Origin of the sequence: Catalinimonas alkaloidigena, from assembly GCF_029504655.1 — a bacterium.
Lineage (GTDB): Bacteria > Bacteroidota > Bacteroidia > Cytophagales > Cyclobacteriaceae > Catalinimonas > Catalinimonas alkaloidigena.
Genome location: NZ_JAQFIL010000001.1, coordinates 5,153,393 through 5,167,792, shown reverse-complemented (window position 1 = coordinate 5,167,792; position 14,400 = coordinate 5,153,393). Strand labels below are relative to the sequence as shown.

Here is a 14,400-nt window from a genome sequence, read left to right as displayed (position 1 = left end):
CCCAAACCCAATGGAAAGAAGAATACATCAGTTTTTTGAAAAGATTGCCGAGAGTCTGTTTACCCTGCCTCCCATCATGATTGGCATGTTTGCCATGTATGCTTATCTGGTGTATGAAAGCCAGGCACTGTTAATTAACCAATTACCGGATACGATCATCGGCTGGCAAAGAAAAGGGGCAGCATGGTTTCTCTCCGTAGCTATTCACTTGACAATTCTTACCACTGCAGCCAACAGTAAACTTGTCCATCAGGCATTTCCGGTACTCTTTGCTTTTGCCGGTTACTTCATTACTACTCTTTTTTTTGATGCCTGGGACTTTAGTAAATCTACTCAGGATATTTTCATAAGCCAACTTTTTAGCCTGTTGATCGCAGTGATCAACTACCTGTTTGTATACCTCTTCGTAGGCAAGTGGAAAGAGTTGAAAGGCCAACAAGCTGATCAGCAGGCTTTACAACAGGCTCAGCAAGCAGCTACCAGACTCAAGGAAGAAGTTACCACTGCTCACCAATCCCTAACCAATTTGCAAGCACAACTCACCAAACGTAACGAAGAGCTTTCCGAAGGCAAGCAGGCTTTAACGAAATTACAACAAACCTTAACTAAGCAACAACGAGAGCACCAGGAGGAACTACAAATGGTGGCTGAGAACCGGATGTGTGTTAGCTGTGGTTTTCAAGCCGATACCTATCAACAACTCTCCCGCTACAAAAGAGACTGTGAGCAGTGTCAGCTAAAAAGAAAAGCACAGAAGCAGACGAGTAGTAATGGAAAAGTAGTCGCTGAAAAGTAGATGTTGTAAGGGTAATATTACCAGAAGACGATGGGGATATAATTTAAAGTATATAAAATATAAATAATTATATATAAATTTGGTTTTTACTGCGATATGGTATCCTAAAAACCAATGATTGTGTCCTACGAACTCAACATCATTCACCAAGTAGTACAGGGAAGCCTGTCACCTTTGTATTTTCCTACTGAACCTTCAGAGCAAGCCCGGTTTTATAAGCACCTTTCAGAAGTGCCAAAGACTTGCGCCAGACAAATTCATGCTCGGTTTGGGCAATCTGAAGATCAGTCACTTTCAGTTGAATCCCTTGACATAAAACTTTTAGACCGCTATCGCCCTCCAGTATTTGTAGCTTTAAACCATAAAGTACAAGTCTACGAACAGCAAGCAGGTGAAGTACTTTTAGACATGGTACTACAACGGCTTTCCCTTGCCTCTGAATCAATCATTGAATGGTACCACTGGCAAGATGAAAGCGGTAGCGTTCACTTGGAACTGTATGCTTATTATCCATTGGATTCCTTAAGCTTTGAGGAAAGACGTTACCACTTTTACCAAAAGCTTTTGATTGAGCAGGTAGCATTGGTACAGCAGAAAATGCTTAACTACACCTTTCAGGCTGCTTCAAAGGATGTAGCCCAAAAGTATGTGCAGGACCATCAGCAAACATTAATCACTTATGCCAGACACCTCATGGAACAATTGGGGGACACAGATTTGCTGATGTATACTTTCTCAGGTGAATATAGCCTCCCGGACATTTCTAAGCACATTTTCCTGGGGTTACAAGAACTCATTGGCTTTATTGAAAAGCAATTTGCCCAGTATATAGACATCCATGCAGCAGTTCCTTATCACGATCATATACAGATCCTTAACCACTTGTCGGGGCAGCTTAACACAGTTCAAAATGCTTTAGCACAGTCTGAGGTAGATCCATCCCTACACGGCATTCTATCAGGCTTTTTTGTCAAAATCAAGGGGCTTGCCCATCAGAAAGCCAGTTATCTTCAATTAAGAAAGTACCAACAGCTTTTGCAGGGACTTGAAAAAATAGTAAATGAAAGACATTTCAATGAAGAAGAACTGACTACGGTATTGATTTCCCACAATTTTGACGACGAATCATTTGTAGGGTGGTTTATTGACCGATTGAAAGTAAAATTAGACATACAGCAAACAAAAAGTGAAAAGCTAGGAATTTTGTACTACTACCAAAAATTCTGCAAGCAGTTGCCTGTTCAGTACAGCTTACAAACAGAAAACATATCAGCAAATGAACGAATTTTAGGCTGGCTCAGGGAAGAGATTGCTTACCTGGAAAAGTATCCTTCACTAGTGTCTGAACCCTTGCTTACTATCAATGATGAAAAGGTCAAGACCAACCTTTCAGTGGCACAAGTCTCACTTTTGATAAAATTATTTTTGGAGGTAGATCTTTTTCCAGAGCAGAATCAAAATAATATCTACCGGCGCTTTAGTGAGATCTTAAGCTCTACTCAACAAGAGGAAGTGTCGGCCAAAAGCCTGAAAGCTAAATTCTATCAGCATGACCAGCATACCATATCCATATTGAAGGACAAAGTCATTGCCATGCTGAATTACTTAAACAAAATATCGTAGCAGGTAAACATAGGCCAAAACAGTCTTCATTCTGGAGTAAAGCAGTTAAAATCTTGCTACTTTTCACTATACAAAAGTAAGGGGAATCAAAAAAAATAAATTTATAATCTTCTGATTGTCAAGGGGTTTACAGGGGGTTGATTAACCCCGTTAACTGTTTTGGTATTCCTCTTTTTTTCTACTTGCAGACATATTATTCATCAACAAAAATTGAAATTATGTCTGCACAAATTATCACCACCGATGACCTGTTTCTTTTCAAGCAGGAGCTGGTAGAAGAACTTAAAGTGGTTCTTTCTAAGTCCCATCATGAACCAAAGCGATGGCTGCGCTCCCCGGAAGTCAGGAAGATGCTGGCCATCTCAGCGGGAACACTACAAAACCTTCGCATCAACGGCACCTTACCCTACAGCAAAGTAGGTGGAGTGATTTACTACCCTTACGACGGCATTATGAAAGTCATAGAGGAGAACCTGGTAAACGCCCATCAGCTATGAGAAAGGAGCACTCATTACCCACTTACCAGATCAATCTGCCAGCGCAGGTACGTTTTGATCCTAATCTGTCCGCCCACGCCAAGCTCTTGTACGGTGAAATCAAAGCCCTCTGTGATCAGCAAGGCTACTGCTGGGCGGGTAACAACCACCTGGCATTTCTCTACAATGTGCAAGCTAAAGTGGCCTCTCGTTGGATCAACCAGCTTGCTGAACAAGGGTATATAAAGGTTGAAGTTTGTCACGGAAATCAACGTAAAATTTTTATCAACAGCGATCTACCGGAAAAGGGTGCCCCACCCCCTTCTTCAGTAGATGGGGGCAACTCAAAAGTAGAGGCCGGTCTACTGAATAATAGATCGGATGGGCAGTTACACCTTATTAATAATTTTATCGATTATAATGATCGAATACATAGTGTATCTACCCTTGATTCATCTACTTTAAAGTGGAGGGAGCAAGGAGAAAAAAAACCAGAAGAAAGGAGATCTATTACTGGCGAGGTAAAGCGCCAAACTTCAACCTCCCCCCCGGTTGCGGCGTCCCCCCCTCCAAGAAAAAAAGAACCAACCCAGAAGTTTGTCAAGCCTTCGGTGAGTGAGGTGGAGGAGTACATGAAAAGCCAGTCAGAACTCTGCCCGGATAGCCTCACTGCCCGAGGACAGGCCCTTCGCTTTGTCAACTACTACGAAGCCAATGGCTGGAAAGTAGGCCGTAACGATATGCAGGACTGGCAGGCAGCGGCCAACAACTGGCTACTCAATGCCAAAGACTATGCTAATCAAGCAAGTAAACTTTCAAGAAACGATATCTCATCTCCAAACTTTGACCCCTATGCAAGCAGATTACACACCGGTGGAAGGCAAGACTACAGCATTCCGCTCTAACGAACCTAATCCTATGAAATTTGAAAGCCTGTGGGAGTGTTTTGTAGAGCACGCGCAAAGCACGATACCCAACTTCACTGTGGACGCCACAAATCGCCCGGTTTTAGAGGCTGTACTGGCTTATTTTACTAGTAATGAGACTTGGCATCAGAAACTGGGCATCAATCCGGAAAAGGGCTTATTTTTGCTCGGTCCGGTAGGCTGTGGTAAAACAACCATCATGCAGTTGTTTGCCCATCAACGTTTCCATCTGGTAGCTACCCGGGATATCGCCAAAAATTTTATCAAGGATGGTCATTCAGTCTTGGAACGCTACGGAACACAGTCCTTCCGAAAGAAGCATTTAGGGCATGGTCCGATATTGCAGTACGACCAGCCGATTACCTACTGCTTTGATGACCTGGGGGTGGAACCCAACACGAAAGTCTATGGAAACGGCTGCAATGTCATGGCTGAGATTTTACTGGACCGTTACGATCAGTTCGTCCGTTACGGCATGCTTACCCATATGACCACCAATCTGAGCGCCGACACACTGGAACGATTGTACGGCGACCGGGTACGCTCCCGGCTGAGGGAAATGTTCAATTTGATCAGCTTTCCAGTGGAAGCACCGGACAGAAGGAAGTAGTGCTAATGAATAAATCCAGAGTTTTTCACAGCAAGATGGGTAAGTGCAAGTTCTTTGTAAATACTTGTATTTCAAATAGTTGTAAAAACATGGTTTTTATGGAAAGTACTTTTGCCCTTTAACCCTCTCATTATCAACATCAAACAAGTACCTATACATGAGTACCTCTAAAAAAGTAAACGTATCCAGCGCTTTTCACAAGCGGTTGGAAGCGGAGTCTCAGCGGCTCAAACTCTCTTACAAAGAGTACCTGGAAGCAGCAGGAGAGTTCTTCCTTTCCCGCAAGATTGACCCACGAAGTTATCAGGCAGGACAGAGTGATGAGTTTGCCCAGTTGTTGCGCCATGCTGTGGACCGTATTTTCTCTTACCTGGTTTTTCAGGAACAGCATATCTTGAGGGCCATGCATACCGAAGCCAGTAAGGCACGAATCATGGGTGAATTGGCAGTCAACCATTTGCTTACTCTCATTACAGAAGATCAGGCTACTTACAAGCAATTACAGCAACAGGATCAGCAATACTTGTCAGAACGCTTACGCCAGGTGGCTGATCAGTTGGATGCTAGTAATCAATCTTCAAAACCATAAGCACTTAAACTCCGGATCAGGTCCTGAATATATTTCAGGATCAAATCCGAGGTAAACCCTAAACTCCAAACTTTAGCCAATGCACAGTAAAATCATTAACCCCAGAAGGGATGGACGATTTGTGTTTGCCAATCGCACTTCCAGTAGTAAGACCGTTAGCTATTTGGGACACGAAGCAAGAGAACAGGATAAGGAGGCCAGCTTCTTCAACGATGAAAAATCAGATATCAGGGCAGGGCAGGTGAAAGAGGTCATTGATGGTAATACCAAAGGCTTGAGAAAACATCAGGAAAAGTTCTATTCCCTGGTGCTTTCTCCCTCTCCTTCAGAATTGGAACATATTGGAAATGATCCACAAAAGCTAAAAAGTTATACTCAGCAAGTGATGGAGAACTATGCCGGGAATTTTAACTTACCCAATAAGAAGAGATTAAGATCTTCTGACATCATCTGGTTTGCTACCTTTCATGAGGAGCGGAAGGAAAAAGAAGGTGAGCAAAAAGGACAAACCAAAAACGGTAACCATACCCACATTCATATTCTGGTGAGTGCAAAGGACAAATCTGGAGAGCACAGACTCAATCCCAGAGGAAGAAAAAGCCACTTCACTTTCAAAGACTGGCAGGTGCAGAATGGAAAGACCTTTCAGCAAATGTTTGGCTATGAGAAAGCGACAATCTCAGAAAAGCTTACACAAGGCATGCCTCAGGAGCAGGTAGAGAGGCATCGGGAACGTATCCGGTATAGGGTGGAATACCTGAACCAGTACTTTGTGGGAAACCAGAAGGTAGAGGTAGACAAAGCTTTGTCCATTGCTGAAGAGAAGCAATACGGAAAAGGATTCTTCTTTAACCTGTACCGATTAACCCAGCATTACCAGCAGGGAAAGCTTGTCCATGATCCATACCAGGTGCTTGAAAAAGGAAAAGAGGATAAGATCACATATCCGGAAAGGTCAATAAGCAGCTTTGCCAAAGGTATCCAGAAGCTAGGCCAGGAAACAGGAGAGGATGAGGAACTCTTTGCTGAGCGAAAGAAAAAGAGAAGACATATTGACATAGAGCAAGAAAGATGATGAGCCAGCATACCACAACTTTAGAATTGCTCCTGCTGTGCTTTCTTTTTCTACTTGCCCTGATGGGAGCCGAGTACTATCTGCTGATTCATGCTAATAGCTTAGCAACAGAAGAGCTGCATCCCCTGCTGCAAAGAGTGGTTCAGCTACTTCTGTTTTTTGGGAAAGGGATCAGGTTTATTTCTCTGCTGAACTACCTGAGCGTAGTAGTACTTTTTCTAAGCCCTGATCCAGCCCAACAGAAAAGAAAACCATTGCCTTTCTGGATAACTGTGGCAGGAAGCTTAGTAGCGGTATTATCTTTTGTGCTGCTCTTCAAAGCAGATAATTATCCATCATTTACCATTTACTGGCTCTATCCTTCTTCTTTAGCAGGAATGCTGATCAGTGTACCGGTGGTATTGCAAAGTGTCTATTCTAGGAATAGCAGAAGAAAAGAACAGTATGAGCATCGCAAACTAGAAAGTGAAGATAGCATCCACCTCCAAACCCAAAGAGGATGGATCAATGTTACTAATCCTTTTAGGGGAACCCTGGTGATAGGCTCCTCTGGATCTGGCAAGTCAGAGAGCATTGGTAATGCCTTCATTCATCAGTTCATACAAAAAGGATATTGCGGCGTTCTTTATGACTTCAAGTTTCCTACCCTGGCCACTGAAGTCAATACAGCCCTGTACCTGTATGGGAAAAACACTGACTTAAAGTACTACATCATCAACTTTCAAGATCCTAAGCTATCTCATCGCTGTAATCCTCTTTCACCTGAAAATATACCCACTGTGGCACATGCTGAAGAATATGCCCGGGCAATTGTCAACAACCTGGATACCAGCACCATCAAACAGAGAGACTTCTTTTCTAACTCTGCCATAGCCTGGCTTTCTTCTCTCATTTGGTTCTTTCGCTGTGAACATCCTCAACATTGTACCCTGCCTCATGTGATCAATACCGCACTTTATAAAGACTATACCCATGTCATTAGCATGTTGCAAACCAATACTCAAAGTGCAGATATGAGCCGCAGTATTGCCACTGCCATTGAAAACAAAGCGGAGAAACAGATAGCAGGCGTGATTGCATCATTACAAATCATGGTCAGCAAGATCAACAGTCCTGAAATGGTCTGGACCTTGACCGGTGATGATCTGAACATGAATATCAATGATCCTGCTCATCCCAAGCTCTTATGCTTGGGCTCTGATCCGAGTCTAGTGGATACCTTCAGTCCGGTAATATCTTTGATCATTACAGTAGCTCTAAAGCAGATGAACCTGCATGGAAAACACAAGAGCTTTGTTCTGTTGGACGAAGCACCCACACTCTACATCCCCAAATTTGAGATGATTCCGGCCACTGCCAGGAGTAATAAAATTGCCAGTGTCTACATGGCCCAGGACTACGCCCAGATGATTGATATGTATGGAAAAGAAAAAGCGGAAGTTATCATTGCCAACTTATCTAACCAGTTCTATGGAAAAATAAGCTCAGTACAAACGGCCAAAGCAGTTTCTGAGATGATAGGAAAGGAAGAAAGGCTCATCACCAACCATTCCAGGGGAAGCAGTAGAGGAAGTAAAGGTGGGCGAAATCTCTCTTACAACACTAGCATTTCTCAGCAGGAAAGGTATATCATCAAATCCCAGGAGATCATGCAATTCCAGCCAGGAGAGTTTGTGGGGCAGACTGTAGAATCTACCATGCCTTACTTCTGGACCAGGGTCAAGAAAAGCCAGGTAAGTAATCAACATCCAATCGCACCCTTTGCAAGCATTGAAGAGAAGGAAAAAATCTTGCTGCTCAATTTCCGACAGATCAGAAAGGAAGCTGAGCAGATCATTGAGCAATACCCAAATCTCTATCACTAATTATTCACCATAAACCACTTATCGTTATGCAGTTGTCTCAAAAATTCAGGCTGGTCTTAGCCATGATGCTCTTTACCTTTTTCTCCTCTTGTGAGAAGAATGAAGTGCTTCCTGATAATCATTATCATAATCCAATAGAAACCATTGATTTGACCGATGAAGTAGTGATACTTACCGACAAGGATAAGGAGGAGTTTGAACAGTATCTCATGGAAGAATTAGGGATAGCTGAAAATGCCCGCTATCTTTTTCCAACAATCCCTAAGGTTCGGACTGTTTTTCGTCTCTACTCAGGAGGCAGGATTTATGTCGTAGGCAATGAAGCTTTCAAGTATGAGTATGCAGGCAAGACCTACCTGTGGAACCAGAACTATAATGTAAGCTTTAGAAATACAACTCGTCTATTGACCATCAGCTCAAGATGGTATCAGGGCACGGAAAGGATATACGATGCACAAGGTTTTGTCATTGATTCTCAAGGGAAGTTTCTCTTGCTTTCACGTGCCAATGCAGCTGATTTTGACTTTTACTATGATCGTAGAAAAGTCTCAGCAGCGGCTTCAGTAGTTGATGAGGATGGAAAGAGAGGAAATTTTCAGCTGTTCTATTTTTGAGAGTAGCTTCATCTATTCACCATCAGGATCATTTGTATGTGCTTGAGGGGGAATATTTTACCTCTTAAAAAATGTTAGAAAGAATAAGAAAATAAGATGGTGACGATTTAGAGAGTTTTAGGCAAAGTCAGTCCTGCAAAGTAAGCATGGAGCGCTTTATTGAGCATATCACGTTCTTGCTTTACACTTTGATAAGCTTTCCAGAGCTGTTGATCTTCTGCTAGAAATTGACTTGAGGATAAATGATGGAGATGATCCCCAGAACTACCGGTAGCAAAGAAGGAATGCTGATGGTTCGTATCTTCTGCTTGGCTCATTTGATCTCCCATGAGGAAAGGTATGTTATCTTTTAGCTGCTTATTTGACTTATGATTTAAGCTAAAAGTAGGGACGATGATCAGGTGAGCCAAGCGATTGATTCACTTCCTTCCCAGGCACCATCTGAAGGGGATGAACAGGGGTTAGAGAGGGACAAAAGGATTTGTTTACTTGTCCTCAATAGATAATTCGCTGAGTCTACCGATTAAATTTGACCGATAGGTCTCGCTGATAGGTACTGTCTTTCCATCATCCATGATAAGTTGTTTCACCTCAACTCGCCGGATACGGGCAAGATTAACAAGGTATGACTTATGAACCCGGATAAAGCTTTTTCTAAAAAGTTGCTTTTCAATATCAGTGAGTGAGTTCTTCACTAGATATTCATTTTTGTCAGTTACCAGGTGAATATAATTGCGGTCACTTTTGATGAATAGGAGTTCATTCAGATCAATTCGCTCATATCGTTCCTTACGGTTAAAGCTGGTTTTGATAAAAACTGTGGTACTGTTTTCCAATAGCTTATTATGGAGGGTATTATTAACATTTTTTTTCGGTAGTAGGCGACGTGCCTTCTGAATAACTTGAAAGAACTCTTGATACGAATAGATTTTTTTTAAAAAGCCTATGACTTGATCATGTAGGTTGATGCCCAAAATGGCAGAACTTGTATGCCCCGAAGTAAAAACAATAAGGTGAGAATGCACTGGGGGTAACAATTCCAAAAAATATAAGCCAGAAATGTCTGGCATCTCAATGTCCAGAAAAATGAGGTAAACTTGTTTATTATGCTGTATAAATTCCAGGGCAGGAAGTCCAAGGTCAAACGAGGCTATCAATGATAAACCTGCTGTTTGATCAATACGAGCGCATAGTAATTCCCGGTCAGAGGGATTATCATCAATGACCAAACAAATCATGTATACAGTATTTGAAAAAGAAGTAGTTGTTTGTTATGCTAAGAAATCAAAAGCCTGAAAGATTACGACAAAGCTGTTGTACCAGGGGACGGTAGGTAATACCAATAGGTATTTCCTCTCCATCGTCTAAGAGTAAATTGCTTGCTTCAGATCGGGAGTCTATTTCGTGAATATGCCTCACGTTGACAAGAAAGCTTTTGTGAACCCTCAAGAAACTACTTTCTAACAATAATTTTTCCATATCAGCTAAGCTATAGGAAATATGCTTGCGTGATTGATCTGTCAGGTACAGATAACAATAGTGTCCATCGGATTGAATGTAAGTGATATTGTCTTTAAGTATTTTGATCAGCTTTTTGTGATGATGAATAAAGAGATAATCCGAAAAGGGATGTCCGTGGTTATTTGATGTTGGAATATTATCCTCCTTTTGATTGCGGGTAAGGGATAAGCGGTCATTGACCCGCTCCAAAGCATGCACAAAGCGATTATAGGAAATTGGTTTATGAAGATAATCGACCACATTGAGTTCAAATCCTTTTAAGGCATACTGCTCATGGGCTGAGATGATGACAAATTGCGGATGACTGATACCCTTATCCTTGACAATATTAATAAAGTCTAAGCCGGAAATATCGTCCATTTCTATATCCAGTAAAACCACATCCACCGGATGGTTTTTCAGGTAACTAACCCCCGGTAAAGCCTCAGTAAAGCACTGATCCAGGTAAAGCCAATCTATCTTTTTAGCGTAGCTTTGAATCGTTATGAGTGCAGCAGGATTATCGTCAACTGCAATAGCACGTAATATTCTTTCCATATCGTTTAAGAAGGATCACCAAAGTTAAATCAATGCCATTAAAGTTATTAAGTATTAAGCTTATTCCTGTCCTGAGGCACTGGATGATTTGTTGGTATCATGATTATCTAACTGCCAGCTAAAGAAAGAAAACTTATCAGTGAGCATTTCTACACTTTCTTCGGTGCTACTGCTTCCATGGCCACCTTCGTATAACCTGAATAAGGTAGGGTGATTATTTCCCCGTCGGGTCTCAAATTTTGCGGCTACCTTAGCTGGTTCCCAGGCTAAAGTACGCTGATCGTTCTTGCCCGCAGTAAACAAAAGCGCCGGATAATCTGCTCCTTCTTGAATATGATGGTACACATCCATCTCATAAAGATAACCAAACTCAATAGAGTCCTCTGGTGAACCAAATTCTTCGCTTTGCACATATCCTCCCGCCTGTTGGTCAATCCGGATAGTATTCAGCAATGGAAACTCCAAGACTGCTGCGGCAAAAAGCCCGGGTTGTTCAGTGATGGCACGGCCAACGGTAATGCCCCCGGCACTTCCTCCCATCACCCCTAATTTTTCAGGACCGGTAAACCGCTGATCAATCAGGTACTGAGCAGAAGAAATTAAATCATTCCAGGAGTTTGGTTTTTTTCCCTTCATCCCAGCTTTGTGCCAGTCTGGGCCTTTTTCCCCACCACCTCTCACATGGGCGACTGCCAGAATGCCACCCCTTTCGTACCAGGAGAGCATTTCTACTGAAAAATAGGGTTCTAATGAAGTGCCATAAGCGCCATACACTTCTATGATTGTGGGATTATTTCCGTCTTTGACAATAGACTTATCATAAATAATAGATAAAGGTACTTTATCATCATCTTTGGCAATAACTTCAACTTCTTCCACCATGAGGTTTTCAGGAATGTCATAGGGTCCGGCAGGACGCATATTGGTCCTTACCACTTTGTTTTTTTGAGGGTCATAATAATAAATACCGTAGCCATGTGACCAATTTGTAAGACTAAAAAGAAGATGTTCTCCATCGCTGATAGCACTTGAGCCGGATTCGTGTAGGTCTATATTTCCCTTGAACGGTGTGGGTATCAGTTGATCATTATTGACATCCCATAAAGAAGAAATACCATTCTGGACAATTTCGGCATAAACTGTTTTGCTGGTCACTTTCATATCCTGTAGATAGCCTTCACTTTGGGAAGAAAGTACAACACTTCTTTTTGTTGGCCCTGCCAAGGGAGCTTTCAGGATTTCACCTACCTTATCATTCAACATATAGAAATACTCGTTGTCAGCTGCATCCTGGGCAATATGGTCATCAAAATCATACACTAATTGCCAGCCAGGTGACTCACTATCCTTCAGTACTTGTTTCAAGGGGGCAAGATATGATTTCGGGTAAGGAGAAACGCCTCGGGCAATGGCACACTGTACATATTCTCTACCGGGTAATACGGTAAAGGAAGGAAAATCGCCCGCCTGATAATCAATTTTAGAGTTGGTCTCCTGGGATAGCATAATCTTATCTTCAGACTGATCGGTGCCAAGTAGGTGATACTTTACTTTAATATTGCTGAAAAACTCATTGGGGTCATCAGTGATATTGATTTGGGTATAAAACAGGCTGTTGTTATCAATCCAGCTTGGAAAAAAAGACATGGTAGCATCAATCCGGTCAGTAATGCGCTGTTCCTTCATGTCAAACAAATAAATTTCCATCCAGTCGTTTCCATCTTTATCCATCTGAAGGGCCAGGTAACGATTATCCGGTGAAGGATAGAAAGAATAAATTCCATAAGTTGCGCTGTCCCGACGGTTGATTTCCTGGGTAGAAAAAACGACCTCTCCTTCCTTTAAAGGATTTTGATAGCGGACAATCTGATTACTGTTACTTGAGGATACGAACTGCAGTATATAAATATAATCCTGGTTTACTTTGGGCACCTGGGCACGCACATCCGAGGAGGTCATTAATTTCTCAATCTCGCTATGTAGCTCTTTGTACCCAGTGATATTAGAAAGTGTTTGCTTGGATTGATTGTTTTTCCAGTTCATCCATTGCTTTACCAATGGATCTTCCATTTCCTCCATCCCCCGGTAAGGATCATGCAATTGAATACCAAACTTAACTTCAGTAACAGCGCCTAATGAATCCGGTGTTGGTTGCGCTTTGGCATGCAAAAGCAACAGGCATAGTGAAAAAGTGTGTAGCGTAATTAAAAACCTCATGGTAGTACTTATTATTAAATGGATGATGCTTTATTGATACTTAAAGGACTATAGTATTGTAAATCACCGTGGTAGGCGACTTTGGGCAAACTTAGCTTTACTTCAAAGGATGAATCTTGATCTTGTATATCCAAAGTGAATTCTTCTCCATAGTAAGCTTTCAGTATCTGATACGTATTTTCTAAGCCTACTCCGGTACTCACACCAGTATAGTTCAGTTTCTTGGCGTTGCTTACACTAAACCGTACTTTATCATCCACCCAGAATCTCACTTTGATAGGATGGTTTTGGTCATTACGTTTTCCGTGTTTCAAGGCATTCTCCACGTAATTCAAAAATACCCTGGGAAGTACCGCAATAGACTGTGTATCCCCTTCAACAGTGAAGCTCACTTGTAAGCCCGGGAAAATATGGTGATACAATTCAAAATAGTCCTGGATATAGTGGATCTCTTCTGAGAGGCTGACCAACTGGTGGCCTTTGGTCTTTAGGTTATAGCGTAGGTTTTCCGATAGCAATAAAAGCGGTATGGCCACTGATTGGTCTTCTGCTACTTTGGCATGGATATGTGAAAGCGTATTAAAGGTAAGGTGTGTATTGAAGATGTTGCGGTAGGAATGTAGTTCCAGTTTGGTGAGTTCCAACTCCCTTTGTGTAAGCTGTTGTCTGCTACAGGCCAGTTGAACTTCTTTTTGGCTCAGGTAACGTATCTTTGCTATACTATATTTATACGCAAAAACGGCTATTGATACAACGATGAAGATAAAAGCACTGAGCACAGCGCCTACGAGGCTATCCGAAAAGGAATACGTCGTATCAAATCCCGACCATGGCTCAAGCCAGTAATCATAACTAAAGAATAAAAAAGTAAAAAAAGCAGTGGTAACAAATGCCCGGAAGTAAAACCCCAATTTGTTAGTATACCACAGGGAATAGATATGAAATATAAGTAGATAGAAAAAGAGAGCGTAGAGTAATTCCAAAAATAGATTTACAGGGAGCACCAGCCAGATAGGTTTATCTTCAATAATCATTGAAGAGATAAGCATCACAATCAAAAAACCTATCCAACTGACCAAATGGGTAATTTTTTCAGTTTTACTTAACGATAGTAAAATGCCTGACTTATCGTTCTGAATATTTAGCTTCAATTATGTATAATTTAAAGTGGCGATTGTTCATCCAAGCTCAATAGTATAAAATATTTTGCAATTCATTTTTTGGTTGAGAACAGTTCATGTATGCTAAAGTCTTACTGGTGTTCTTTTCTGCCTAGTTCATGTCCTTTTTGGTGAAGTTCATGAAATTTAGTGGATTTTGGTTTGGTACATTTCCTGTGAGACATAAATTGCAAATGTAAATAATTATACAAATTAACCATTTCACTATGTCAAATTTAACAAAAACTGGTAAGAAACAGGTAAAAATGAAAGTTTTGAGTACTGAAGCCCAAGCTAAAATCAGAGGAGGTAAGGAGTTTCCCAAGTGGTTGGAAAAATTGGTAAACCGAAGCGAACATTAACTTTTAACTACATTAAATTGAAAGAAAGC

15 protein-coding genes are annotated in these 14,400 nt (G+C 41.6%); 10 read left to right on the top strand and 5 right to left on the bottom strand.

Translation table 11 applies throughout. The features are described 5' to 3' along the window. Positions 1-10: 10 nt before the first annotated feature. The 9 genes from OKW21_RS21020 to OKW21_RS20980 all read left to right on the top strand — a co-directional run bounded on the left by OKW21_RS21020 (position 11) and on the right by OKW21_RS20980 (position 8,574). A complete protein-coding gene (locus OKW21_RS21020) occupies positions 11-796 on the top strand; it encodes a hypothetical protein (RefSeq protein WP_277483038.1) in 786 nt (261 codons plus the stop codon). A gap of 114 nt (positions 797-910) precedes the next feature. Further along, on the top strand, positions 911-2,419 hold the full coding sequence (locus OKW21_RS21015; RefSeq protein ID WP_277483036.1) for a hypothetical protein: 1,509 nt from the start codon (positions 911-913) through the stop codon (positions 2,417-2,419). A gap of 218 nt (positions 2,420-2,637) precedes the next feature. Further along, complete coding sequence (locus tag OKW21_RS21010; RefSeq protein WP_277483033.1) at positions 2,638-2,916, top strand: helix-turn-helix domain-containing protein; 279 nt, start codon at positions 2,638-2,640, stop codon at positions 2,914-2,916. Further along, entirely contained in the window at positions 2,913-3,800 is an 888-nt protein-coding gene (locus OKW21_RS21005; protein WP_277483031.1) for a helix-turn-helix domain-containing protein, read from the top strand. The genes OKW21_RS21010 and OKW21_RS21005 overlap by 4 nt, the downstream gene beginning before the upstream one ends. Continuing rightward, positions 3,748-4,431 (top strand): P-loop NTPase family protein, encoded by a 684-nt coding sequence (locus OKW21_RS21000; RefSeq protein WP_277483029.1) that lies wholly within the window; start codon positions 3,748-3,750, stop codon positions 4,429-4,431. Before OKW21_RS21005 ends, OKW21_RS21000 begins: the two co-directional genes overlap by 53 nt. 157 nt (positions 4,432-4,588) lie before the next feature. Beyond that, the gene (locus OKW21_RS20995; RefSeq protein WP_277483027.1) at positions 4,589-5,020 is read left to right on the top strand and encodes a BfmA/BtgA family mobilization protein; all 432 of its coding nucleotides are present in this window, start codon (positions 4,589-4,591) and stop codon (positions 5,018-5,020) included. A 79-nt stretch (positions 5,021-5,099) separates the two neighbouring features. Continuing rightward, complete coding sequence (locus OKW21_RS20990; protein WP_277483025.1) at positions 5,100-6,095, top strand: DUF5712 family protein; 996 nt, start codon at positions 5,100-5,102, stop codon at positions 6,093-6,095. Further along, positions 6,092-7,960 carry a type IV secretory system conjugative DNA transfer family protein gene (locus OKW21_RS20985; RefSeq protein ID WP_277483023.1) on the top strand — a complete coding sequence of 623 codons (1,869 nt, stop codon included), beginning with the start codon at positions 6,092-6,094 and terminating at the stop codon, positions 7,958-7,960. Before OKW21_RS20990 ends, OKW21_RS20985 begins: the two co-directional genes overlap by 4 nt. 26 nt (positions 7,961-7,986) lie before the next feature. Next, positions 7,987-8,574 (top strand): hypothetical protein, encoded by a 588-nt coding sequence (locus OKW21_RS20980; protein WP_277483022.1) that lies wholly within the window; start codon positions 7,987-7,989, stop codon positions 8,572-8,574. A gap of 107 nt (positions 8,575-8,681) precedes the next feature. On the opposite strand, the gene OKW21_RS20975 is transcribed toward OKW21_RS20980, so the two are convergent. The 5 genes from OKW21_RS20975 to OKW21_RS20955 all read right to left on the bottom strand — a co-directional run bounded on the left by OKW21_RS20975 (position 8,682) and on the right by OKW21_RS20955 (position 14,000). Continuing rightward, positions 8,682-8,903, bottom strand: a complete 222-nt coding sequence (locus OKW21_RS20975) for a hypothetical protein (RefSeq protein WP_277483017.1) — start codon at positions 8,901-8,903, stop codon at positions 8,682-8,684. Positions 8,904-9,059: 156 nt separating this feature from the next. Continuing rightward, on the bottom strand, positions 9,060-9,812 hold the full coding sequence (locus OKW21_RS20970; RefSeq protein ID WP_277483014.1) for a LytR/AlgR family response regulator transcription factor: 753 nt from the start codon (positions 9,810-9,812) through the stop codon (positions 9,060-9,062). 46 nt (positions 9,813-9,858) lie between these two features. Beyond that, complete coding sequence (locus OKW21_RS20965) at positions 9,859-10,632, bottom strand: LytR/AlgR family response regulator transcription factor (protein ID WP_277483011.1); 774 nt, start codon at positions 10,630-10,632, stop codon at positions 9,859-9,861. Between the two features lie 60 nt (positions 10,633-10,692). Then, positions 10,693-12,849 carry a prolyl oligopeptidase family serine peptidase gene (locus OKW21_RS20960; RefSeq protein ID WP_277483009.1) on the bottom strand — a complete coding sequence of 719 codons (2,157 nt, stop codon included), beginning with the start codon at positions 12,847-12,849 and terminating at the stop codon, positions 10,693-10,695. A gap of 14 nt (positions 12,850-12,863) precedes the next feature. Beyond that, positions 12,864-14,000: a sensor histidine kinase gene (locus OKW21_RS20955; protein WP_277483007.1), complete on the bottom strand. Its 1,137-nt coding sequence runs from the start codon at positions 13,998-14,000 to the stop codon at positions 12,864-12,866. 236 nt (positions 14,001-14,236) lie between these two features. Between OKW21_RS20955 and OKW21_RS20950 the strand changes: the two genes are divergently transcribed. Then, positions 14,237-14,371, top strand: a complete 135-nt coding sequence (locus OKW21_RS20950) for a hypothetical protein (protein WP_277483005.1) — start codon at positions 14,237-14,239, stop codon at positions 14,369-14,371. Positions 14,372-14,400 lie beyond the last annotated feature (29 nt).

Coding starts and splice junctions, on each gene's coding strand:
- OKW21_RS21000 (WP_277483029.1), top strand. CDS start 3,748: ATGCAAGCAGATTACACACCGGTGGAAGGCAAGACTACAGCATTCCGC.
- OKW21_RS20965 (WP_277483011.1), bottom strand. CDS start 10,632: ATGGAAAGAATATTACGTGCTATTGCAGTTGACGATAATCCTGCTGCA.
- OKW21_RS21010 (WP_277483033.1), top strand. CDS start 2,638: ATGTCTGCACAAATTATCACCACCGATGACCTGTTTCTTTTCAAGCAG.
- OKW21_RS20960 (WP_277483009.1), bottom strand. CDS start 12,849: ATGAGGTTTTTAATTACGCTACACACTTTTTCACTATGCCTGTTGCTT.
- OKW21_RS21020 (WP_277483038.1), top strand. CDS start 11: ATGGAAAGAAGAATACATCAGTTTTTTGAAAAGATTGCCGAGAGTCTG.
- OKW21_RS20950 (WP_277483005.1), top strand. CDS start 14,237: ATGTCAAATTTAACAAAAACTGGTAAGAAACAGGTAAAAATGAAAGTT.
- OKW21_RS20970 (WP_277483014.1), bottom strand. CDS start 9,812: ATGATTTGTTTGGTCATTGATGATAATCCCTCTGACCGGGAATTACTA.
- OKW21_RS20980 (WP_277483022.1), top strand. CDS start 7,987: ATGCAGTTGTCTCAAAAATTCAGGCTGGTCTTAGCCATGATGCTCTTT.
- OKW21_RS20975 (WP_277483017.1), bottom strand. CDS start 8,903: ATGGGAGATCAAATGAGCCAAGCAGAAGATACGAACCATCAGCATTCC.
- OKW21_RS20990 (WP_277483025.1), top strand. CDS start 5,100: ATGCACAGTAAAATCATTAACCCCAGAAGGGATGGACGATTTGTGTTT.
- OKW21_RS21015 (WP_277483036.1), top strand. CDS start 911: ATGATTGTGTCCTACGAACTCAACATCATTCACCAAGTAGTACAGGGA.
- OKW21_RS20985 (WP_277483023.1), top strand. CDS start 6,092: ATGATGAGCCAGCATACCACAACTTTAGAATTGCTCCTGCTGTGCTTT.
- OKW21_RS21005 (WP_277483031.1), top strand. CDS start 2,913: ATGAGAAAGGAGCACTCATTACCCACTTACCAGATCAATCTGCCAGCG.
- OKW21_RS20995 (WP_277483027.1), top strand. CDS start 4,589: ATGAGTACCTCTAAAAAAGTAAACGTATCCAGCGCTTTTCACAAGCGG.